The sequence below is a fragment of the Streptomyces sp. NPDC111656 genome (assembly GCF_055656965.1).
Window position 1 is genome coordinate 53,653 of sequence record NZ_JBVKCA010000035.1, and the last position, 22,129, is coordinate 75,781.

Here is a 22,129-nt window from a genome sequence, read left to right on the forward strand (position 1 = left end):
TCGGCGACGATGGATGTGAGTCCTCGGAGCGATCTAGTTGAAGCCGGTCGGCATGTAACGGTCGACGTTCTCCTTGTCGACGACTGCCGAGTAGAGGGTGACGGAAGAGGGGACCTCGAACTCCGCCATGCCTCCGATCCCCTTGCCCTGTCCGAGCGCCCGCGCCAGGTCGATGGCCGAGGCGGCCATGGTCGGCGGGTAGAGGACGGTCGCCTTCAGGACGCCGCTGTCGGCCTTGATCGCCTGGAAGGCGGGGAGCGCTCCCGCGCCGCCGACCATGAAGAAGTCGTCCCGCCCGACCTGCTCGATGGCGCGCAGCGCGCCGACGCCCTGGTCGTCGTCGTGGTTCCACAATGCGTCGAAGTGCTTGTTGGCCTGGAGCAGCGCCGCCATCTTGGACTGGCCGGACTCGACCGTGAACTCAGCGGCCTGGCGGGCGACCTTCTTGATGTTCGGGTAGTTCTTCAGAGCGTCGTCGAAACCCTTGGTGCGCTGCCTGGTCAGCTCCAGGCTGTCGAGCCCGGCGAGTTCGACGACACGGGCGTTCTGCTTGCCCTTGAGCCTCTCGCCGATGTAGCGGCCGGCGTTGAGGCCCATGCCGTAGTTGTCGCCTCCGATCCAACAGCGGTACGCCTGGGGTGAGTTGAAAATCCTGTCCAGGTTGACGACCGGTATGCCGGCGCGCATGGCTTTGAGCCCGACCTGGGTGAGTGCCTTGCCGTCGGCAGGCAGGATCACCAGGACGTCGACCTTCTTGTTGATGAGGGTCTCGACCTGGCCGATCTGAGTGGCGGTGTCGTTCGAGCCCTCGGTGATCTCCAGCGAGACGTCCTTGTACCTCTTGGCGCGGTCGCGGGCGTTGACGTTGATGGCGTTGAGCCAGCCGTGGTCGGCCTGCGGGCCGGCGAACCCGATGGTGACGTGCTTGCCGGCCTTGTCGTCGGCGAGGGGGGCCTGTTCGGCCGAGCCGCCTTTGGAGTCGCCGGCATCGTTGGAGGTGCATGCGGTGAGCAGCGCGCCGGCCGACACGGCGGCGGTACCGAAGAGCAGTCCTCTGCGGGTGGTGTTCACTTGCTGTGCCATGTTTCTGTGTCTCCTTGGCGTGGCGCTCTACTCGTGGGCAGTGCGGCGCTGAACGAGGACGGCGGCGACGATGATCGCGCCCTTGGCGATCTGCTGGGTCGCGCTCTGGAGGTTGTTGAGCGCGAAGATGTTGGTGATCGTGGTGAAGATCAGGACACCGAGGACGGAGCCGGTGATGGTGCCGCGGCCGCCGCTGAGCAGGGTGCCGCCGATGATGGCTGCGGCGATGGCGTCGAGTTCGTAGAGATTGCCGTTGGTGTTCTGGCCCGATCCGGACAGGATGATCAGCAGGAAGGCGGCGATGCCGCAGCACAGACCGGACAGCAGGTACAGGTAGACGCGCTGGCGGCGGACGTCGATGCCGGCGAGCCGGGCGGCTTCCGGGTTGCCGCCGATGGCGACGGTGCGTCGTCCGAACGTCGTACGGTTCAGCAGCAGCCAGCCGATGACGACGACCACCGCGAAGACGATCACGAGGGGCGGCACGCCAAGGACATACGCGTCTTTGTTGCCCAGATCGAGGATGCCGCGGATGGTCACCACCTGGGTGCGCCCGTCGGTGATCTGCAGGGCGAGACCACGGGCCGAGGCGAACATGGCGAGGGTGGCGATGAACGGGACCATCCTGCCGTAGGCGATCAGCACGCCATTGACCAGACCGCAGCCCAGACCCACCACGATCGCTGTGAACAGGACTCCGGCGGATCCGAAGTCCTGGGTGGCGACCGTGGTCGCCCACACCGAGGCCAGTGCCACGATCGCGCCCACCGACAGGTCGATCCCACCGCTGATGATCACAAAGGTCATGCCGACCGTGACCACGCCGATCACCGAAGCCTGGGTGAGCACGAGTTGAAGGTTGCTCACGGCGAGGAACTCGTCCGGCTTGGTGACTCCGCCGACGAGCACGAGGATCGCGAGCACGCCGAGCAGCGACAGAGTACGCACATCGAGCCGGAGGCCGAGCGCGGGCCGACGCGGCGGCGGCGCCACGGGAGCGGGCTTCTCTGCGGCGGGTGCGGCCGCGGACTGCGTCATGATGCGTGGTTCCCTTCGAGTACGAGATCGAGTACGCGGTGTTCGTCCAGTTCGCGGGCGGGGGCGGTGTGCACGACGCGGCCCTCGCGAAGCACGAGAACGCGGTCGGCGAGGCCGAGGACCTCAGGGATCTCGCTGGAGACCATGAGGACGGCCAGGCCCTCGTCGGCCAGGCGCCGGATCACGGCGTACAGCTCGGCGCGGGCTCCGATGTCGACGCCGCGGGTGGGTTCGTCCAGGAGCAGGACGCGGCAACCCCGGAGCAGCCAACGCGCCAGGACGGCCTTCTGTTGGTTGCCGCCGGAGAGGTTCTTGACCTGGGTGTCCGGGTTGTCCGGGCGAAGCGCGAGGTCACGGGTGACCTGTTGCGCGGCGGTACGCTCCGCGGCTCGGTGTATCCAGCCGAGGCGAGAGAATCTGCGGAGGGTGGACACGGAGACGTTGCGAGTGACGGACTCCAGCATCAGCAGGGCCTGCGTCTTGCGTTCCTCGGGAGCCAGACCGATGCCAGCGCGAACGGCGGCGCGGACGTCACCGGGCCGGATCTCCTCGCCGTCCACGAACACCCGGCCGGCAGTCGGCCTGCGGGCGCCGTACACGGTCTCCAGGATCTCGGAGCGGCCGGATCCCACCAGGCCGGCCAGGCCGACGATCTCCCCTGGTCGGAGCCGGAAGTCGACCGCCTCGAACTCCCCCTGGCGGCACAGCGCTTCGACAGCGAGTGCGGGCGGCACATCGGAAGTGACGGGCATGGCAGCGCGTGGGGGGAAGACATGTTCCACGGCGCGGCCTGTCATGAGTGCGACGATGTCGCGGGTGGGAGTGGACCGGGCCGGCAGACCGTCGGCAACGGAACGGCCGTCCTTCAGGACGGTCACGCGGTCGCCGATCAGGCGGATCTCCTCCAGACGGTGCGAGATGTAGACGACGGCGACGCCGTCGGCCGTGAGGGTGTCGACGATGCGGAAGAGGTTGCGGACCTCGTCCGGGTCCAGGGCCGCCGACGGCTCGTCCATCACGATCAGACGTGCGTCATGGGACAGGGCGCGGGCCATCGAGACGATCTGCTGCTGTGCGGCGGAGAGTTCACCGACCAGGGCCGCCGGGTTGATCTCCGAGTGGCCGAGCCTGTCCAGCAGGGCAGCGGCGCTCTGGCCGGCGGCACGGGTGCGGACGACGAATCCGGCACGCGTCGGTTCGTGACCGAGGCTGATGTTCTCGGCCACGGAGAGGTGCTCGACGAGGTCGAGTTCCTGGTAGATGGTCGCGATGCCGAGACGCATGGCGGCGATCGGGGACTTGAGCCGGGTGGGTGACCCTCGCCAGACGATCTCGCCGTCGTCGGGTTGATGGGCACCGGCCAGGACTTTTATGAGGGTGGATTTGCCCGCGCCGTTCTGTCCGAGAAGACAGTGGACCTCGCCCGCGTTGACCGTGAGGTCGACGCCGTCGAGAGCACGGACGCCCGGGAAGGACTTGGTGATCCCGGTCATCCTGAGCAGCGGAGCCGGGGTGTCGGCTGTTGTGGTGAGATGGGGTGTTGGCGGCATGCGATGGTTCCTCGGTTCAGTGGAGGCACACGGTTCATGGCGCTGCGCGTCCTGCGCGGATGAGGCAGGCGTGGTGAGTGATACGTCCCATACGAAGGCCGCTCAGGCACGCGGACGCGGCAGCATGCGCTGACGGCGCTGTTCGCCGTTCACGGTGTGTGGGGCGCCGTGGAGGGAGTCGTTTCGCGCCCGGCGAGCACACCGGGTATCAAGGCGCGGGCGTGAAAGGCGAGGGTTCAGGCGCCCCACCGTCGGCGGGGACTTGGACGGTGGGGCGGGTTCGTTGGGATCAGGCCGGGGAGAAGACGCGGTCGGTGATCAGACGGGCTGCGCCGATGACCCCGGCCTGAGAGCCGAGTTCGCTGAGGACGATGGGGAGGTTGCCGGTCGCCAGAGGCAGGGACCTGCGGTAGACCTGGGTGCGGATGGCGGCGAGAAGGAGGTGTCCGACGCCGGTCACCCCGCCGCCGACGACGACCAGACCGGGATTGAAGAACGACACCAGGCCGGCGATGACTTGTCCGACCAGGCCACCGCCCTCCCGGATGAGATCAATGGCGAGGGTGTCACCGGCCGCGGCCGCGGCAGCGACGTCGGCCGCGGTGAGCGTGCCCGAAGCGGCCAGCCGGTCGGCCAGTTCACCTGCGTGCCCGGACTCGACAGCCGCGAGCGCGTTCCGGGCGAGCGCGGCCCCGCTGAAGTGGGCCTCCAGACAGCCCCTGTTGCCACAGGCACACGGATGCCCGTGGGGATCGACCTGGATATGGCCGATGTCGCCGGCGCTCCCGGTGACGCCGCGGTGCACCTCACCGCCTACGACGACGCCGCACCCGATGCCCGTGCCGATCTTCACGCAGAGGAAGTCTTCGACGCTCCTGGCGACTCCCACATGCTGTTCCCCCAGGGCCATCAGGTTCACGTCGTTGTCGACCATGACGGGGCAACCGAGGTCCTGGCTGAGTGCCTCCCGGATGGGGAAGCTGTCCCAGCCCGGCATGATCGGCGGTGCTACCGGGACGCCCTCGGGGAAGCGCACCGGTCCGGGAATTCCCACCCCGGCTCCGTCGAAGCCCTCGGCGAGCCCGGCCGCCTTCAGCTTACCAGCCATGTCGAGGACCCGTTCGAAGACGGCAACAGGGCCTTCCCGTACGTCGATCGGCTCACTTAGGTGGCTGAGGACTTCCAACTCGGCGTTGGTGACGGCGACATCGGCTGAGGTGGCGCCGATGTCGATGCCCAGGAAGCGGAGTTCGGGGGCGAGCCGGACGTTGTGCGACCGGCGGCCGCCCCGTGAAGCGGCGAGTCCGTCGTTCACCACGAGCCCGGTCTCCATGAGCCGGTCCACCTCGACGGCGAGTTTGGATCGGGACAGATTCATCAGCTCACCCAACTGCGCACGGGAGTTGGGGCCTTCATCACGCAACAACCTGAGTATGCGCGCCTGATGTGAGTTGGCCGGCCGTGCCGTCATGCGCCTCACGTCGCCCCTCCCGCCGATGTCCGGCCTTCGGTTTCTTCCGCGGTGGAACGTAGCAGCGATTGACGTTTCAGGGGAAGAAGTTGAGCGGGTATCCCGCAGTCTTTTTCTTCTCAGAGGACAAAGGTGTCGCGTTGCACCGCCTCGCGCCCCTGCTGTCGTCGGCCGCAAGTCGGAGAACGGCAGTCGGCGTTACGTGGGACGCGTCTGCTTGGAAGGCGTCGCCGAGTTGACGGGATCGGCCCGCCGTGAAGCGCCCGGATAACGAGTAGGTAACGCGGCGGGACGGTCGGAAACCTGCGCGTTCATTAAAGGCAACGACGTCTCAGGGGCGCTCGTGCGCATCAAGTGACGTAGCGCCCTGTGCTCGGCCAGCCGAGCGAAGCCCCCAACCCCGCGTCCCGCTAGCGGCCGAACAACCGGAAGGACCTTCCCTCTATGCGTGTACGACAGCGCACCCGGCTCGTATCAACCGTCTGTACCTCTCCCGCCCTGGCCGCAGCCAGCGGCTTCATACCCGGCGGCCGCCGCGGGCAAGGCCGACCAGCGGCGGGTGAGGTCCTGATGGTGAACCCCAAGAGTGGCTCCCTGGGCACCCATGGGCGGCGGGCGGACAGGACCCTGACCGGTAAGGCCCACGAGGTCGAAGTCAAGGTCATCAAGTCCGCGGCCGGTGAGAGGACCGTGGCCGTCGGTCTCAACGGTGTACCGGCTGCCCAGGCGGTCGATTCCGCCCCGGCCGACGGCCGGAATGATCGCGCTCCACGGACCGGGCGCACCGAGCCGACCGCGTCGCCCGACGCACAGCACGGCACGGATCCCGCTGTGTTCCTGCCGAAATCCCGTCGCAGGCGCATCATGCCGGCGCGACGTCGCTTGCGCAGGTAGCGGGGAGCCGACGGGAGTCGAGCATCTGGGCGCCACCAGGGCCGCTTGAGTGGTGAGTCGGTGCGCGAATCCCAACTACCCAGCCCCGCTGGAAGAGCCAGAGTCGGCGGGGCATTCCAGCATGCCCAACCCTTTGTCCTCGGACCGGAAAAAGTTTGCTCTTCTTCTGCGCAAGCTCTTTTAGGGCAGGAGAAAGGGGGCTACGTTCCCGACGAACTCACTCGCCTGTGCCGTGCACCCCATGGGCGCCGGCTTCCACCCCTGACACGGAGGACGACCCGTGCATCGAGAACGCCCCCCACTCACCCGGCGCCGCCGAGGCACAGCCCTGCTCGCCGGGCTGCTCCTCGCGGTGGTCACGCCCACCGCGGCTGTTGCCCACGCGGGCCACGAAGCCCACGACGGCAAGGCAGCCAGTGCCGCCGCCGATCCGACCTTCGTTCAAATCCCCCTGGCCAAGGGCCCGGACCAGGTCGGCGAGCCCATGTCACTGGCCGTACTGCCGGACCGCAGCGTCCTGCACACCTCGCGCGACGGGACCCTGTTCCTCACCGACCAGGCGGGCTCGACCAGCGTCGCCGGCAAGCTCGATGTCTACTCGCACGACGAGGAGGGGCTTCAGGGCGTTGCCGTGGACCCGGACTTCGCGAACAACCGGGCGATCTACCTCTACTACGCGCCCAAGCTCGACACCCCCGCCAACGACGACGCCCCGAGCTCCGGGAGCGACGACGACTTCAAGAAGTTCGACGGCGTCAACCGCCTCTCCCGGTTCGTCCTGAACGACGACGGCACCCTCGACCTGGACAGCGAGAAGAAGGTCCTCGACGTCTCGGCCAGCCGTGGGCTGTGCTGCCACGTAGGTGGTGACATCGACTTCGACAAGGACGGCAACCTCTACTTGTCGACCGGCGACGACACCAACCCCTTCGCCTCCGACGGCTACACCCCCATCGACGAGAGTCCGAACCGCAACCCGGCCTTCGACGCCCGCCGCTCCGCCGGCAACACAAACGACCTGCGCGGCAAGATCCTGCGCATCAAGGTCGCTGCCGACGGCTCCTACACCGTCCCCGACGGCAACCTGTTCCCCAAGGGCACCGACAAGACCCGGCCCGAGATCTACGCCATGGGCTTCCGCAATCCCTTCCGGATGAGCGTCGACAAGCAGACCGGCGTGGTCTACGTAGGCGACTACGGCCCCGACGCCGGAGCGGCCAACCTGGATCGCGGTCCCGGCGGCCAGGTCGAGTTCGACCGGATCACGAAGCCGGGCAACTTCGGCTGGCCGTTCTGTACCGGCAAGAACGACGCCTACGTCGACTACGACTTCGCCACCGGCAAGTCGGGCTCGAAGTTCGACTGCGACGCCCCCAGGAACGACTCGAGGTTCAACACAGGCCTCACCGACCTGCCGCCCGCGCAGCCGGCCTGGATCCCGTACGACGGCGGCTCCGTTCCCGAGTTCGGCGACGGCGGCTCCGAGTCGCCCATGGCGGGTCCCGTCTACCGCTACGACGAGAACTCCACCTCGTCGGTGAAGTTCCCCCAGGAGTACGACGGGAACTTCTTCGCGGGCGAGTTCGGGCGCCGCTGGATCAAGACGATCGAGCAGGGCGACGACGGCACCGTCCAGAAGATCAATGACTTTCCGTGGACCGGAACCCAGGTCATGGACATGGCCTTCGGCCCGGACGGCGCGCTGTATGTCCTGGACTACGGCACCGGAAGCTTCGGCGGTGACGCCAACTCCGCGCTGTACCGCGTCGAGTACGCGAAGGACGGGCTCACCCCGATCGCCCAGGTGAGCGCCGACCACACCGACGGGGTGGCCCCGCTGAAGGTCTCCTTCACGGGTACGGCGAAAGACGGCGACAGCCAGGACCTCACCTACGCCTGGGACTTCGGGGACGGCACCAAGGGCGACGGGCTGAACCCCACCCACACGTACGAGAAGAACGGCACCTACCAGGCCACCTTCACCGCCACGGACCCCGAGGGACACGTGGGCAGCGCGAACGTGCGCGTCGTCGTGGGCAACACCAAGCCGACCGTGCAGATCATCACGCCCGTCAACGGCTCCTTGTACGAGTTCGGCGATCCGCTCCCCTTCAAGGTCAAGGTGACCGACCCCGAGGAGCCGGACATCGACTGCTCCAAGGTCACCGTCCGCTTCAGCCTCGGACACGACAGCCACGCCCACGAGCTGAGCAGGCTCCAGGGCTGCGAAGGCACCATGACACCGCCCAAGGACGGCGAACACGACCAGGACGCCAACATCTTCGGCATCGTGGGAGCCGAGTACACCGACAACGGCGCGGGCGGCCAGACGCCCCTGACCGGCAGGAGCCAGGTCATCCTCCAGCCGTATCACCGCCAGGCCGAGCACTTCACCACCCAGAGCGGCAACCTGAAGCTGTATGACAAGGCCGCCGCCCACGGCGGCAGGACCGTCGGAGACATCCACGACGGCGACTGGATCTCCTTCGACCCGTACCGGCTCACGGGAGCGACCAAGCTCAAGGTCCGAGTCTCATCGGGTGGCGCCGGCGGCACGCTGGAGCTGCACACCGGCTCCCCGACCGGTCCGCTGCACGGCTCGATCGAGGTGAAGCCGACCGGTGGCTGGGAGAACTTCGCGGATGCGGAGACGACGCTGAAGGACGTGCCCGACCAGACCACCAAGATCTACCTGGTCTTCAAGGGCGGCAGCGGGGCCCTCTTCGACGTCGACGACTTCGATTTCATGGCAGACGGGTCCGGCGGCGCGCACACCGGTGAGGTGAGGGGCGTGAACGGCAAGTGCATGGATGTGGCGGGAGGCAAGGACGACGACGAGACCCAGGTGCAGCTGTACGGCTGCAACAACACGGCCGCGCAGCAGTGGACGCTTCCCGGGGACGGCACGATCCGTGCGCTGGGCAAGTGCCTCGACGTCCAGTGGGCCGGCATGGACGACGGCACGAAGATCCAGCTGTACCACTGCAACGACACCGTCGCTCAGCAGTGGGAGCCGCAGAGCGACGGCACCGTCCGTAACCCGAACTCCGGCAAGTGCCTGGACGCCGAAGGTGACACCTGGGGCGACGAAACCCACATCCACCTGTGGACCTGCCACGGCAAGGCCAACCAACAGTGGACGCTGCCGTAGCCGGAAGGGAGCAGGACATCATGCGCATGAGCCTCACCAGGACCGCGTGCTGGCTGTCGGGCGCCCTGCTGTGCGTCGCGGCGTCCCCCGGGTTCGCCCTCGCCGAGCCGGTCAAGCCGACTGAGTCCGTCCGGGCCACCACGCCTGCCGCTGACCCGGCGTACAAGGTGCTCGTCTTCTCCAAGACGGCCGGCTACAGGCACTCGTCCATCGACGCCGGTATCTCCACACTGCGGGGGCTGGGGTCGGCGAACAACTTCACCGTGGACGCAACGGAGGACGCCGGGGCCTTCACCGCCGACAACCTCGGCCAGTACAAGGCAGTCGTGTTCCTGTCGACCACCGGCGACGTTCTCGACACGAACCAGCAGAACGCCTTCGAGAGCTACATCCGAGGCGGGGGCGGCTTCGTGGGCATCCACGCCGCCGCCGACACCGAGTACGACTGGCCGTTCTACGGCAAACTCGTCGGAGCCTGGTTCCAGTCGCACCCCGACCAGCAGAACGCCAAGATCAACGTTGAGGACCGGGCGCACCCCGCAACCGCGCATCTCGGCAGCACCTGGGAGCGGTTCGACGAGTGGTACAACTACCGCACCAACCCCCGGTCCACCGCGCACGTCCTCGCCTCGCTGGACGAGTCCAGCTACTCGGGCGGGAACATGTCCGGTGACCATCCGATCACCTGGTGCCAGAACTACGAGGGCGGCCGCTCCTTCTACACAGGCCTCGGCCACACCGACGCCTCTTACTCCGAACCCGCCTTCCAGCAGCAGTTGCTCGGCGGCATCCGCTGGGCGGCGGGCATGGCCCAGGCGGACTGCCGCCCGGAGAACGGCTACCAGTCACTGTTCGACGGCAGCAGCACGACGGGCTGGAAGCAGGCCGGGCCCGGCTCCTTCGACCTCGCCGACGGCACCCTCACCTCGAAGGGGGGGCATGGGCCTGTTCTGGTACGACGCGCAGGAACTGAAGGGCGACTACTCCATCAAGGCCGACTGGCGGATGGACGGCGATGCCAACTCGGGGATCTTCGTCGGTTTCCCGGCCTCCGACGATCCCTGGTCCGCCGTGAACAACGGGTACGAGATACAGATCGACGCCACCGACAGCCCGGACCGCACGACGGGGGCCGTGTACGGCTTCAAGGCGCCCGACACCGCCGCCCGGGACAAGGCGCTCAATCCTCCCGGCGAATGGAACACCTTCGAGATCCGTGTCACCGGCGAGCACTTGGAGGTCTTCCTCAACGGTGTGAAGATCAACGACTTCACCAACACCGACCCCGCGCGCAGCCTCCAGCAAGGATATGTCGGCCTGCAGAACCACAGTGACGCAGACCGGGCCTCGTTCCGCAACGTCCGTGTCAGGACGACCAATTCACGCACCGGTGAGGTGAGGGGCGTGAACGGCAGGTGCATGGATGTGGCGGGAGGCAAGGACGACGACGAGACCCAGGTGCAGCTGTACGGCTGCAACAACACGGCCGCGCAGCAGTGGACGCTTCCCGGGGACGGCACGATCCGTGCGCTGGGCAAGTGCCTCGACGTCCAGTGGGCCAGTACCGACGACGGCACGAAGATCCAGCTGTACCACTGCAACGACACCGTCGCTCAGCAGTGGGAGCCGCAGAGCGACGGCACCGTCCGCAATCCGAACTCCGGCAAGTGCCTGGACGCCGAAGGTGACACCTGCGGCGACGAAACCCACATCCACCTGTGGACCTGCCACGGCAAGGCCAACCAGCAGTGGACCCTGCCGTCATGAGCGTCGCTTCTGACCTGTAGTCCTCAGAACGTGCCCGTGCCGGGGCTGCGGCTCACGCCCCCGGCACGGGCCATCCACTCATCCCCATCCACGCATCACATGCACATGCACACGCACGAGATCGGCAGGAAGGCGCTCGCGATGACAGCTCCGACATCGACACCGGCAGTGCCGCGCACGGGAATCTGGCTGGCCGGGGCCCGCGGTTCCGTCGCCACCACAGTGGTCGCCGGGTGTCCTGCGCGTTGCCGAAGCGAGCCGAGCAACTGGCCGCGCGGGGGGTCTGCCGTACGAGCTGCCCTCGGTGGCGCCGGCCGCCCACACATACGCGGTGACTCGCGTCTCCCGGTACGAGACCACGGGCGGTTCCCGCGGACTTCGCCCGGCGCGCGACCTCACCGCACCGGCCCTCGCCGCCACCACGGCCCGCCCTTACTTGCACGCCGTCCTCAATCCCTTTCCGCCCCTCACACAACGCCGAGTGGGAGGCAGCATCCGTTCCCTCATTCCCCTCCAGGCCGCTCTCGCCGCGCGTGCCGGTGCCCCTGTTCTGGTGGGGCGCTGATGGCGTTGGCGCCGACAGCGCACCGCATCTCCCGAAAGGTGAGCCCGACATGACCCTGCGCTTCGCCTACGGCACCAACGGCCTCACCGACCTGCGACTCGACGACGCGCTGTTCCTTCTCGCCGACCTGGGCTACGTCGGCGTCGGTCTCACGCTCGACCACATGCACTTCGACCCCATGGCGGCGGACCTGTCCGTTCGAACCAGCCGTCTGTCCCGCACGCTGGCCATTCTGGGCTTGACGGTGACGATCGAGACCGGCGCCCGTTACATCCTTGACCCGCGCCGCAAGCACGGCCCCTCGCTCCTCGACCCGGACCCCGACGGGCGCGCGGCTCGGGTCCGCCTGCTGTTGCGTGCCGTCCAGGCCGCCGCCGATCTGGGTGCGCACGCGGTGCACTGTTTCAGCGGCACCGTCCCTGAAGGCGTAGACCAGGACACGGCCTGGAAGCGTCTCGCCGACGAGCTGGCGCCCGTCCTCGATGCCGCCAGCAGCCTGGGGGTGCCGCTGGCCGTGGAACCTGAACCAGGTCACCTTCTCGCCACTCTCGACGACTTCCACCAGCTGCGCCACTTGCTCGGCAGTCCCGACGCGCTCGGCCTGACTCTCGACATCGGCCACTGCCAGTGCCTGGAGCCGGACCCGCCCGCCGAGTGCGTCCGCGCGTCCGCGCCGTGGGTGCGGCACGTCCAGATCGAGGACATGCGCCGTGGCGTCCACGAACATCTCCCGTTCGGGGAGGGAGACATCGACTTCCCGCCCGTCCTCGACGCCCTCACCGAACTCGCCCACACCGGCTATCAGGGCCTGATCACCGTGGAGCTGCCTCGTCACTCCCACGCCGGACCGATCCTCGCGGAGCGATCTCTCCACTTCCTGCGCGGCGCCGAGGGAGGAACACACGCGTGACCACACCGCTGACCGACGACCTCGCCGCTCTGTCGGAAGGCCTCGACGCCCCGCCCGGGCCTGGCTCACCTACGCCGTGCTCGAGTCCGCCGCTGCCCTTGACGCGCCCCAACGTTCGATGCGACCTCCCGCACCACGGCCGAAGAAGCGCTCTCCAGCCCGCACATGACGCTCGCCCGGGATGAAGCCCTCGGCGGCCGTGCGGCTGGTACCCCGCACCGGCGACATCCGGCACAGGTACGCGGTCGTGATCTCGGAGAAGAAGTATCAAGCCGCGAACCGGAAGAAGAAGGGTGCGAGGGGCGGTGGGCCCGCCAGACGCCGGCCTCTGCAAGGAGAGGAACACCGTCGAGTGCCTGATCAACGGACTCAAGGCCTGGCGAGGCGTCGCCACCCGATACGACAAGACTCCAGGCAGCTGCCACGCCGCAGGCCGCCGACATCATGGGCATTCGTCCCAGCACCGTCCGGCTGGCAGCGTCCGCCACCTGGACCCAACCGCCTTGAGATAGTGTCCCAGCGGCTCAACGACGTGGCTGACGGTGTGGGTCGACAGCGGCAGATCTCAAAACGCGGCCCCAACGGCTGCCACGGGTAATCCGGTTATGCCGGAGTCACACCGCTCCGGGCGGCGGCGTGCCTGGTCACAGGCGGGTGGTGAACCGGCCTTCGGGCAGTTTGCGCAGCCGGCCGTGGTCGGCCGGTCCGACCAGCTTCCCGCGCAGCGGTTCCGGCTTGGCCCGCACGCCGACGTCCACTCCGAGTACTTCGCCGACCTGACGCGTCCGGCGGGAGCATGGCGTCCTCCATGCCCGGCGTGCGGTGTGGGATCAGCGTCACGGCCTGTCCGCCCACCTGCCCGGCCGGGGCGCGTTAGCCGGCGAGCTGTTCACTCATCCGCTCAGGACCCGTTCGGCGACGGTGAGTTCGTCCCGCTCCCACGGACGACGATCTTCGCCGCGATCGGGCGTGCCGTCCAGCGTCCATGCGCCGCGCCCCACCACGTACGGCCGTACCTGATCCTCCATGCCGCCCGGGGTGCCCGCGCTCCGGATGGCCGACGCGCCGTGGACATCGGTGATCGTCACGTCGCTCACCCTGGTGGCGCGGGCCCTGACCCGGAAGTCACCGATTGTGGCCGGGCTGTAGGTCGGTTGTGGGAAGCCGTCATCGATCTTCCCCTCCCACTCGCGTAAGAAGGCGTCGAACCCGCGCGGTACGGCGCCCGGGACGGTGGTGTCCAGGGGCGACGTCCCGATGGCCCCGTCGACCTCCGCCCCAGTGCTGTTCCTCGCCGGCGTCCCGCACCTTCGTTGCTGCGACGCTTGCTTGTGGCGCTGATGCTCTGTCCGCGTGGCCGTCGACGGGTACAGCTGAGTGTTCGTGGTCGCGCTGAGGCGGCTGCCCGGGAGACCCTCAAAGAGGGCCCGGACGGGGCGGACTTGCATGCCCGATGGGGGACGTCCTGACCTCGCCGCTGTCCGTCGAAGCGCATCACCAACCGCGGCCCATCCACCGTACTGGTCAACGGTCTGGCCGAATGTGCCAGGAAAGTGCCCCGAGGAGCACGGCACGTTGCCCGCCAAGCGGCCTCGCGATATCCCTGACCAGTAATGGAACCTTTTGTGTCAGGTATGCATGTATCTGACTGGGGCAGCACTTGCGTTGGCCAACGGTTGCGGCTGAGTAGCCAGGTCGGCATGAGTTCCACTGTCCGATTGCACGAGCCAGACCACGTCTGGCGGGTACCACAGAAACAGGGTGTGCATGTCAGTCTCGGCAGGCTACGACGGCAGCGGCGTGGCGGCGGCTCCTTTCCGGGTGCTAGGGCCGCTTGAGGTGAGCGGCGAGCTGGGGGCCGTGTACGTGGCACCGGGGAGACAGGAGATCGTTCTCGGGGCTTTGGTGCTCGAACTGAACCGGGTGGTGGAGACAACCTTTCTGGTGGATGTCATCTGGGCTCACGATCCGCCGAAGACCGCACGCACCCAGGTGCAGATCTGCGTCTCCCGGCTCCGCAAGGCGCTGTCGGACGGGGGAGTCGACGCCACCATCGAGACCCGCGCTCGCGGTTACGTCCTGAGGGCGCCGGAGGATGCGACCGACGTCGGCACCTTCCGTCGCCTGGTAACAGAGGCGCATGCTCTGGCCCGTGATGGTCTGAAGGCGTCTGCGGTGGACACGCTCCGCCCGGCGATAGGCCTGTGGCGGGGCCGGTGCCTAGCCGGTGTGCCCAGCGAAGTCCTGGCCGGTACGGCAGCGCAGTTGGACGAGAGCCGCCTGGAAGCGGTGGAGACCTGCATGCGGCTGGAGCTGGAGCTGGGCCGTCACGAGAACCTGGTCGGCGAACTGCAGCAGCTTGTCGCCAACCATCCGCTGCGCGAGCGGCTGCGGGGGCACCTCATGGTGGCGTTATACCGCTCGGGCCGGCAGGCGGAGGCGCTGGACGCCTACCACCAGGGCCGCGCGATGCTCACCGAAGAACTGGGCCTGGACCCGGGAAGGGAACTACGCGACCTGGCGCAAGCGATCCTGACCGACGACGCCGACCTGGCACTGGCCGAACCGGCCGAACCGGCCGAACCACGTTCTCTCGTGGCGACGCCGCTCCCTGAGGCGGTGCAAGAGCGTGGTGCCGATTCCAACCCGGTCGCCATCCCAAGGCAACTTCCCGCCGACATCGGCGACCTCGTAGCCGACGGCATGATCGTTTCAGCGGTCTGCGACGCCGTCACCGAGGGACAGGAAAAGGGGCAACTGAACGTGGTCCTGGTGCTCGGCGGACCTGGTGTGGGCAAAAGCACGTTGGCCAGGCACGTGGCGCACCGACTCGCATCCGAGTACTTCCCGGACGGACAGCTCTACTGCGACCTCCGAGGGCCGGGCGGGCAACCGGTGGGCCCCGCCCAGGCGTTGGGGCGGTTCCTCCGAGCGCTTGGCGTACCGGGCCAGGCCATACCCGATGCGCTTGACGAGCGTGCGGAGATGTACCGCAGTCTGCTGGCCGATCGCCGGATCCTGGTGTTGCTGGACGACGCGGTGAGCGAGTCGCAGGTGATGCCCCTGCTGCCCGGAACCGGCAGCAGCGGCGTGCTGGTCACCAGCCGCGGCCAGCTCACGACGTTGCCGGGAACACGCCGTTTCGACTTGGCTCCGCTGAGCCCGGAACAGGCCATCCAGCTCCTGGGGCGGATCATTGGAGAGCACCGTGTGGAGAGCGAGCGGGAGGCAGCGCGGGTCCTCGTACGCTTGGTGGGCGGGCTGCCCCTCGCGCTTCGTATCATCGGCGCGCGCCTGGCTGCGCGCCCGCACTGGTCACTGACCTCGATGTGGCGCCGGCTTGAGAACGAGCACCGCCCTTTGGACGAGTTGGCATACGGCGAGCTGTCCATCCGGGCAAGTCTTTCGCTCAGCTATGACGGCCTGGCGGCGGCCGACCGTCGCCTGTTGTGCCTGATCAGCCTGGCCGAGGGGACGGAGATTCCGAGCTGGCTGGGTGCCGCTCTTGTCGACGACCGCACGCCGCACCCCGCTGACCTGCTGGAACCGCTCATCGACATGCGGCTCCTCGACATCACCGCCATGGACCAGGGCGGGGAGTTCCGATGCGGACTGTCGCAGATCGTACGGACGTTCGCGCACGAACGGCTGCCCGCGGAGATTCCCGAGGCAGAACGCACCGGAGCGGTGCGGCGTATGGTCGGTGGCTGGCTGGCGCTCGCGGAGAGGGCGCACAAAGAGATCTACGGCGGTGCGTACACCATCGTGGCGGGCCGGGCCGAACGGTGGCATCCGCCGGAGGACCATGTCCGGCGGTGCCTGCGCGACCCGCTCGGGTGGCTGGAGAGCGAGCAGACCAACCTGTTGAACGCGGTTGAGTTGGCGGCCAGGTCCGGGCTGGACGAGTTGTGCTGGGAGCTGGCCACGACGCTGGTGACGCTCTTCGAGGCCCGTGGCTATCCCGAGCTCTGGGAGCGCACACATCAGGTAGCGCTGACCGCCGTACAGGAGGCCGGCAACGAACGGGGCCGGGCGGCGGTACTCGGCTCGTTGGGGACCCTGCACCTGTACCGGGGAGAGCATGAGGCAGCAGGCCCTTACCTCAGCACCGCTTTGGAGATCTTCGAGCGGCTTGGGGAGCTGAGTGGCCAGGCGCTGTGCCTGCGCGACCTGGCGCGCATCGAGCGGCACCATGGTCACGACGATCGGGCGCTGGCCCTCTACGAGAGGGCCGAGCGGAACTTCGTGCGGGCGCAGGACGTCATTGGCCGGGCGTACGTGCTGGGCGAGATGGCACACATCACGATGCGGCGAGGGGACTTCGCGCGAACCCGTTCGTATCTCGACGAGGCTCTCGGGATCTGCCGGTCAGCCGGCTTCGACCGGGGCCAAGCCCTCGTCCTGCGGCGGCTGGGCCAAATGCTGATGTACCAGCAGCGGTACGAGGCGGCGGAACAGACCCTGCTCGAGGTCCTCGCCATGGTCGGGGCGAGCGGCGACCTGGTCGGAGAGGGGTATGTGCTGCACGACCTGGGCCGGGTCAATGCCCACCTGCGTCGCGTGGAACAGGCCGTCCAGTACTACTCGCAGTCGGCCAGGATTCGGGAGCGGATCCTGGACCACAGCGGGGCCGCGGCCGTAAGGGCTGACATCGTTGCCATCCTGGGCAGGCCGATGACGTCGGTCTGCTGATACCAGGAGGCATGCTGGTCCGTCACGTCCACGGCGTGTTTTTGGGTGTTTCGTGGGCCAGCGGCACGGTGACCGGGCGCTGCTCCGCGTCGTGCTGATTTCCTACCGCGCCCAGGATCAGCACGACGACGGCCCCCGCGGCAGCCAGCAACTTCTTGACGGCCATCTCAGTTCTTCTCCCTTCGCAACCCCTTTCGCAATCCGTCCGGGCGTTGCTGAAACCAGTGTGAAGCAGGTGCCCATCGCGGCCGCATGCTCGCGCTATCACCGCCTTATCCCGGCCCCGTCCCGCAGTGGATGCGTGGTGATGCCGGGCCGATAGGGCGACACCGGAGATTGGGTCCTGCCGACCTCGGCGCCCCCTCGGGGGACGGCCCTCAAGGAGTGGTCCGAATGACCGTAGTGACCCGGGACGCGGTGACGCCCGCCGTGTTCGGCGTCCCGGAAACCGAATCGCAGCGCAGCACAAAGACCCCCGCGATAGCAGCGGTAGACCTTGTCAGAGAGTTTCCACGGAAGAGGCAGGAACCGGTGCGTGCGCTCCAGGGCCTCTCCTTGACCGTGGCTCAGGGGAAGGTGCACGGATGACGATGGACGCGGAGTTCTACTCCCGGGTGGCCGAGCGGTTCGGCGGCTACTTCAGCGATGCGCGGAGCACCGACGTATTCGCCGACGGCCGCCCGGACACCGTCTTCGATGAACTGGCGACCGCACTGGGAGCGCCGCACGCCCGACTGCTGGATGTCGGCTGTGCCGACGGGCGTAGTTTGTTGCGCATCTCTCGTGCGTACGGCGCCGTGACCGGGATAGATCTGTCGCCGTCGATGCTGGAATGCGCCGCGCGGTATCGAGCGGAGGCAGGTCTGTCGCACGTCACGTTTGAGCTGTGCGATGCCGCCCACACGGGGCTGCCCGATGGATACGCCGACGTGGTCACTTCCCGCCGCGGTCCGCTGATCGCCCGTGAGTTCGAGCGGGTGCTCCGCCCCGGTGGGGCCGTGGTGTACATGGGAATCGGGGAGCAGGACGCGCGCGAGCTGAAGGAAACGTTCGGTCGCGGCCAGAACTTCGACAGCTGGAACGGCACGCCCTTGTCGGAGGAGATTGCTCAAGAACTGTCCGATGCGGGCTTCGTTGTGACAAGAAGCCAGGCGTTCCGGTTCGAGGAGTTCTATCACTCGGCGGCCGATCTGGACACTTTTCTGCACCAAGTGCCGATCGTCGACAACTACGATTCGGCGGTGGACAAGGAGGCATTCGATCGATATGTCGCCGCGGTGACCGTCGATCAGGGCGTCCGGCTGAGCCGGCATTGGTTCGTAGTGCAGGCGCAGAAGCCGGCGGCCGTCGAGCCGTCCCACTCATAGGAAACGGTGCGGCATGGAGCAGGATCTCGTAGTCAACGAAATCTTCGGTCCGACCGTCCAGGGCGAGGGTCGGTCCCTGGGACGCAGGTGCGCGTTCCTGCGACTCGGCGGGTGCAACCTGTCGTGCTCGTGGTGCGATACGCCCTACACGTGGGACTGGACCGGAGCCGGTGAGAGCGGGGTCGCCCACGATCCGCGTAAGGAGCTGCACCGCCGTCCGGTCGAAGATGTCGTCGCAGAGTTGCTCGCATTCGACACCGAGCTGATCGTCATCTCCGGCGGTGAGCCCCTGGGCCAGCAAGAGCGACTGATTCCTCTGGTGGCAGCACTGACCGGACGCGGCAAAGAGATCGAGATCGAGACCAACGGGACGCACGCCGCGCACCCCGAACTCATCGCCGCCGGCGTCAGGTTCAACGTCTCGCCGAAGCTGTCGCACTCGGGCGACGCCCTGCAGCGCAGGATCGTTCCTGCTGCACTCACCAGTCTTTCGACACTGCCGGGAAGCACGTTCAAGTTCGTCTGCCAGAACACCCGCGATCTCGACGAAGTGGCCCAGCTCGTTGCCACCTTCGACCTGCCCTCGGTATGGATCATGCCGATCGGACGTTCCGCCGACGATGTCACAAAACACATGAGCGAGTTGGCCGACGCGGTGGTAAAGCGCGGCTGGAATCTGACGACCAGACTGCACACCTTGTTGTGGGACGACAAACGCGGCGTGTGAGCAACGGCACGCGCAAAGAAGAACGGAACTCGGATCGATGGCATTTCGAATCACGAAGAAATTTGAATTCTCGGCCAGTCATCGGCTTACCGGCCTTGCTCCTGAGCACCAGTGTGCCCGAATGCATGGGCACAACTACGTGATCGAGTTGGAGCTTGGAGCCGACGACAAGGATCTGTCGCCCGTGGGCTTCGTTCGAGACTACGGAGAATTGTCGGCATTCAAGGTGTGGCTCGACAAGCATCTTGATCATCGGCATCTGAACGATGTGATGGACGAAAATCCGACGGCTGAGAATATGGCAGCCTGGGTCTACAAGACCTGGTCGATTGAGTTTCCCGAGTTGACCTGCGTGCGTATCTCAGAAACTCCCAAGACTTGGGCCGAGTACCGGCCGTGAGGTCAGTGACTCCGAAGCCCGGACGAAAGGTGCCCGCATGTCGGTGACAGAATTGGACCTCGATGGTGACTCGTCGGCGTCGAGGACAACCGAGGACCCACTGGTCGAGATCGCCCGCCAACTGTTGGAGGAGATCGGAGAGGACCCGAATCGCGACGGACTGCGCGACACACCTGCGCGGTTCGCTCGCTGGTGGCGAGAGTTCATCAACTACGACCCGGGTTCGCTGGGCACGCTTTTCGAGTCCATCGGCACGAGCCAGCTCGTGGTCGTCTCAGACATTCAGGTCTGGTCGCTGTGCGAGCATCACCTCCTCCCGTTCAACTGCTCCGTGACGATCGCGTACCGCCCGACGGGGCAACTGCTCGGCCTGTCGAAGTTCGCCAGGGTCGCCCATCAGTACGCGCACAGGCTGCAGGTCCAGGAGCGCCTCGTGGACCAGATCGCGCTCGAGATCAGCACCCTGAGCGGCACCCCGGACGTCGCGGTCATAGCGAAGGGCGAGCACCTTTGCATGTCGATGCGCGGCATCAAGGCTGCCGCGCAGATGACATCGACCGCGTATCGCGGGGAGTTCAGCACGGACTCCGGGCTCCGGGCCGAGCTGTTCGACTTGCTCCGGGTGTGACGAGCCATTCGACTCCGAAAGCGAAAGCAGTGAGCGATCCAGGTGGTGCGGTGACGGGATCGCACGGCTCGGGAGCGCTGCACGGCTGTCGCGAACTCCCGGCCCTGCCAGGTGCCCGCGGGGCCGTCGCGGTCCTTGGGTGCTGCCTGGCCGGTTGTCTCGCCGGTATGACGGGCCTGGTTCCAGCGGTGTTGGCGCATATGCCGATCGTCTTCTTCCTCGGCGCCGCGACGGTCGCCGGCCTGTGCTTCCCGCCGGTCGGTGCTCTGTTTCTGGCCCACCGGAACGCGGCCGCACCGACCGCCGCGAGCAGGGTCCCTGCCAACTCCCTGGAATCGGCGCTGATCGACTGCACGCTCATTACCGGATCGCGCGGTCGCGCGAGTGCTGGATCATCGGCCGTGCGAGACACAGGCAGCCGATGGCAACGCATCCCGGCGGAGTCGCCGGCATCGTCGGAGCGATGGGTTTTGGAGCCCTTCCGCCCGCGATCCGCGGACGTATCACCACGGCCGTGGCTGCTCGCGGCATTCCTTGGTGGAACGGACGTGGTCGCAACGGCCATGTCCTGATCTCTCCTTGCTGCTCTCGTCGTCTGCCCGCTCGCCGGCGCCGTGATCGGTGCGATCTTCTCGGCTCTGTTCGTCGCGGTCGGTGCGTCCCGCACCGACCGGGCGCGCCGACGAGATCCAGAGTTGGGGCACGAGCGTCGTCCCGCAGGCTTCGCCATCGGGACACCCTCCGGCGCGTCGATCATCCCCGCACTGGGCCTACTTGCTCGCCGTGCCGGTGATCGTGACAGCTATGGGCCGCATCCGCATCGGAGAGCTGCGGACCGCGGCCGCTCTCTTCGACACACATGCGAATCCGGTCCGGTCGACATGAAAGGACAACGATGAACGTAGATGATTCTTCGACGCCTGCGGAAGCGGTTCGGCTGCTCCCCGTGCTGGACGCCGACCGCCTGGTGGCCGACCTCATGACTGCGCGCGACCACCTGTGGGATGAGCAGAGCTCGTACGAGAACGGGCGAGTGTCCAGGTGGGCCGAACAGGACTGGCGCTGCCTCTCGGTGCGCAGCCCCGGTGGTGACAAGACACGTACCGACCCGGGGGGCCCAGGCAGTGCGGAGTTCACCGACACCGAGTGGCTGGACCACATGCCGTACGTGCGGGAGGTCCTGCGCTCGATTCCCGGGCCCCTCTACGCAGCCCGATTCATGGATCTTGGACCCGGCGTCGTCGGATACCGCCATTCCGATCCCAAGTTCGCACCGGACTGGGGTATGGCCCGGCTGCACATCCCGGTCATCACCCACGAGGAAGCCTCGCTGGACCTTGACGGGGGGATTCATCGCTGGCAGCCCGGTGAGTTCTGGTTCGGCGACTTCAGCCGCAAGCACCAGATCCAGAACCTCGGTCCCGAGCATCGGGTGCATCTCGTCGTGGACGTGCTCGTCACACCGGAGCTCGCACAGCTGTTCCCGGCTGACTGGGCCGACTACTTCAACGGCTCGGACGTGCTCTACAACCGTCCGGCCGTGGCCACGACCGACCGAGAGCGGGAAGCTGCGCGGTGTTCGTTCGACGCGCCGGCGCACCTGCTGGAGATAGAGGTGTTCGGGTCGCTCACCGGCCCGCAGCCGCAGGCCACCTTCAGCATCGTCGACACCGGCACGGGCCTTGCCATGCGCTCTCCCCAGGACCACCTCTTCCCGCTGGTGGCCCTCGGCGGACACGAGTACCGCTTGGTCGGGTGGAGCGAGGAACGAACCGTCACCACGAGGCTGGACGGTCCGCGGCCCGAAGTCGAACTGACCTACCGCAAGGGCCACCGATCCACCCGGCTGCGCGTCCCGGCCACGCCGGCGCCGTGACGGACGCCCG

General features: G+C 67.4%; 15 protein-coding genes and 1 pseudogene. 10 read left to right on the forward strand and 6 right to left on the reverse strand.

Features of this window, described 5'->3' with window-relative positions; all coding sequences use genetic code 11:
- Positions 1-33: 33 nt before the first annotated feature.
- The 4 genes from ACZ7M3_RS49025 to ACZ7M3_RS49040 all read right to left on the reverse strand — a co-directional run bounded on the left by ACZ7M3_RS49025 (position 34) and on the right by ACZ7M3_RS49040 (position 5,142).
- Entirely contained in the window at positions 34-1,083 is a 1,050-nt protein-coding gene (locus ACZ7M3_RS49025) for a substrate-binding domain-containing protein (protein ID WP_472072807.1), read from the reverse strand.
- A gap of 27 nt (positions 1,084-1,110) precedes the next feature.
- On the reverse strand, positions 1,111-2,121 hold the full coding sequence (locus ACZ7M3_RS49030; RefSeq protein WP_351311521.1) for an ABC transporter permease: 1,011 nt from the start codon (positions 2,119-2,121) through the stop codon (positions 1,111-1,113).
- On the reverse strand, positions 2,118-3,671 hold the full coding sequence (locus ACZ7M3_RS49035) for a sugar ABC transporter ATP-binding protein (RefSeq protein WP_472072809.1): 1,554 nt from the start codon (positions 3,669-3,671) through the stop codon (positions 2,118-2,120). Before ACZ7M3_RS49035 ends, ACZ7M3_RS49030 begins: the two co-directional genes overlap by 4 nt.
- A 289-nt stretch (positions 3,672-3,960) precedes the next feature.
- Entirely contained in the window at positions 3,961-5,142 is a 1,182-nt protein-coding gene (locus tag ACZ7M3_RS49040; protein WP_472072811.1) for an ROK family transcriptional regulator, read from the reverse strand.
- 1,174 nt (positions 5,143-6,316) lie between these two features.
- Between ACZ7M3_RS49040 and ACZ7M3_RS49045 the strand changes: the two genes are divergently transcribed.
- The 3 genes and pseudogenes from ACZ7M3_RS49045 (at position 6,317) to ACZ7M3_RS49055 (ending at position 12,429) form a co-directional block, all read left to right on the forward strand.
- Positions 6,317-9,187 carry a PQQ-dependent sugar dehydrogenase gene (locus tag ACZ7M3_RS49045; protein WP_472072813.1) on the forward strand — a complete coding sequence of 957 codons (2,871 nt, stop codon included), beginning with the start codon at positions 6,317-6,319 and terminating at the stop codon, positions 9,185-9,187.
- 20 nt (positions 9,188-9,207) lie between these two features.
- Positions 9,208-10,954, forward strand: a pseudogene (locus tag ACZ7M3_RS49050) (ThuA domain-containing protein).
- 614 nt (positions 10,955-11,568) lie between these two features.
- The gene (locus ACZ7M3_RS49055) at positions 11,569-12,429 is read left to right on the forward strand and encodes a sugar phosphate isomerase/epimerase family protein (RefSeq protein ID WP_472072815.1); all 861 of its coding nucleotides are present in this window, start codon (positions 11,569-11,571) and stop codon (positions 12,427-12,429) included.
- A gap of 893 nt (positions 12,430-13,322) precedes the next feature.
- Here ACZ7M3_RS49055 and ACZ7M3_RS49060 read toward each other — a convergent pair.
- On the reverse strand, positions 13,323-13,517 hold the full coding sequence (locus tag ACZ7M3_RS49060) for a hypothetical protein (RefSeq protein WP_472072817.1): 195 nt from the start codon (positions 13,515-13,517) through the stop codon (positions 13,323-13,325).
- A gap of 679 nt (positions 13,518-14,196) precedes the next feature.
- Between ACZ7M3_RS49060 and ACZ7M3_RS49065 the strand changes: the two genes are divergently transcribed.
- Positions 14,197-17,121, forward strand: a complete 2,925-nt coding sequence (locus ACZ7M3_RS49065; protein WP_472072818.1) for an AfsR/SARP family transcriptional regulator — start codon at positions 14,197-14,199, stop codon at positions 17,119-17,121.
- Between the two features lie 22 nt (positions 17,122-17,143).
- Here the strand turns inward: ACZ7M3_RS49065 and ACZ7M3_RS49070 are convergent, their stop codons facing one another.
- Positions 17,144-17,287, reverse strand: a complete 144-nt coding sequence (locus ACZ7M3_RS49070; protein WP_472072819.1) for a hypothetical protein — start codon at positions 17,285-17,287, stop codon at positions 17,144-17,146.
- A gap of 227 nt (positions 17,288-17,514) precedes the next feature.
- On the opposite strand from ACZ7M3_RS49070, the gene ACZ7M3_RS49075 reads away from it, so the two are divergent.
- The 6 genes from ACZ7M3_RS49075 to ACZ7M3_RS49100 all read left to right on the forward strand — a co-directional run bounded on the left by ACZ7M3_RS49075 (position 17,515) and on the right by ACZ7M3_RS49100 (position 22,119).
- Complete coding sequence (locus tag ACZ7M3_RS49075; protein ID WP_472072821.1) at positions 17,515-17,709, forward strand: hypothetical protein; 195 nt, start codon at positions 17,515-17,517, stop codon at positions 17,707-17,709.
- Positions 17,706-18,488 carry a class I SAM-dependent methyltransferase gene (locus tag ACZ7M3_RS49080; RefSeq protein WP_472072823.1) on the forward strand — a complete coding sequence of 261 codons (783 nt, stop codon included), beginning with the start codon at positions 17,706-17,708 and terminating at the stop codon, positions 18,486-18,488. Before ACZ7M3_RS49075 ends, ACZ7M3_RS49080 begins: the two co-directional genes overlap by 4 nt.
- A gap of 13 nt (positions 18,489-18,501) precedes the next feature.
- Entirely contained in the window at positions 18,502-19,215 is a 714-nt protein-coding gene (locus ACZ7M3_RS49085; RefSeq protein ID WP_472072825.1) for a 7-carboxy-7-deazaguanine synthase QueE, read from the forward strand.
- A gap of 37 nt (positions 19,216-19,252) precedes the next feature.
- Positions 19,253-19,615, forward strand: coding sequence for a 6-pyruvoyl trahydropterin synthase family protein (locus tag ACZ7M3_RS49090; RefSeq protein ID WP_351316935.1), 363 nt, complete (start codon positions 19,253-19,255; stop codon positions 19,613-19,615).
- Positions 19,616-19,652: 37 nt separating this feature from the next.
- The gene (gene folE / locus ACZ7M3_RS49095) at positions 19,653-20,243 is read left to right on the forward strand and encodes a GTP cyclohydrolase I (RefSeq protein WP_351316932.1); all 591 of its coding nucleotides are present in this window, start codon (positions 19,653-19,655) and stop codon (positions 20,241-20,243) included.
- Positions 20,244-21,138: 895 nt separating this feature from the next.
- A complete protein-coding gene (locus tag ACZ7M3_RS49100; protein ID WP_472072828.1) occupies positions 21,139-22,119 on the forward strand; it encodes an aspartyl/asparaginyl beta-hydroxylase domain-containing protein in 981 nt (326 codons plus the stop codon).
- The last annotated feature ends 10 nt before the right edge of the window (positions 22,120-22,129 follow it).

Coding starts and splice junctions, on each gene's coding strand:
- ACZ7M3_RS49025 (WP_472072807.1), bottom strand. CDS start 1,083: ATGGCACAGCAAGTGAACACCACCCGCAGAGGACTGCTCTTCGGTACC.
- ACZ7M3_RS49030 (WP_351311521.1), bottom strand. CDS start 2,121: ATGACGCAGTCCGCGGCCGCACCCGCCGCAGAGAAGCCCGCTCCCGTG.
- ACZ7M3_RS49035 (WP_472072809.1), bottom strand. CDS start 3,671: ATGCCGCCAACACCCCATCTCACCACAACAGCCGACACCCCGGCTCCG.
- ACZ7M3_RS49040 (WP_472072811.1), bottom strand. CDS start 5,142: ATGACGGCACGGCCGGCCAACTCACATCAGGCGCGCATACTCAGGTTG.
- ACZ7M3_RS49055 (WP_472072815.1), top strand. CDS start 11,569: ATGACCCTGCGCTTCGCCTACGGCACCAACGGCCTCACCGACCTGCGA.
- ACZ7M3_RS49065 (WP_472072818.1), top strand. CDS start 14,197: ATGTCAGTCTCGGCAGGCTACGACGGCAGCGGCGTGGCGGCGGCTCCT.
- ACZ7M3_RS49070 (WP_472072819.1), bottom strand. CDS start 17,287: ATGGCCGTCAAGAAGTTGCTGGCTGCCGCGGGGGCCGTCGTCGTGCTG.
- ACZ7M3_RS49075 (WP_472072821.1), top strand. CDS start 17,515: ATGACCGTAGTGACCCGGGACGCGGTGACGCCCGCCGTGTTCGGCGTC.
- ACZ7M3_RS49080 (WP_472072823.1), top strand. CDS start 17,706: ATGACGATGGACGCGGAGTTCTACTCCCGGGTGGCCGAGCGGTTCGGC.
- ACZ7M3_RS49085 (WP_472072825.1), top strand. CDS start 18,502: ATGGAGCAGGATCTCGTAGTCAACGAAATCTTCGGTCCGACCGTCCAG.
- ACZ7M3_RS49090 (WP_351316935.1), top strand. CDS start 19,253: ATGGCATTTCGAATCACGAAGAAATTTGAATTCTCGGCCAGTCATCGG.
- folE (WP_351316932.1), top strand. CDS start 19,653: ATGTCGGTGACAGAATTGGACCTCGATGGTGACTCGTCGGCGTCGAGG.
- ACZ7M3_RS49100 (WP_472072828.1), top strand. CDS start 21,139: ATGAACGTAGATGATTCTTCGACGCCTGCGGAAGCGGTTCGGCTGCTC.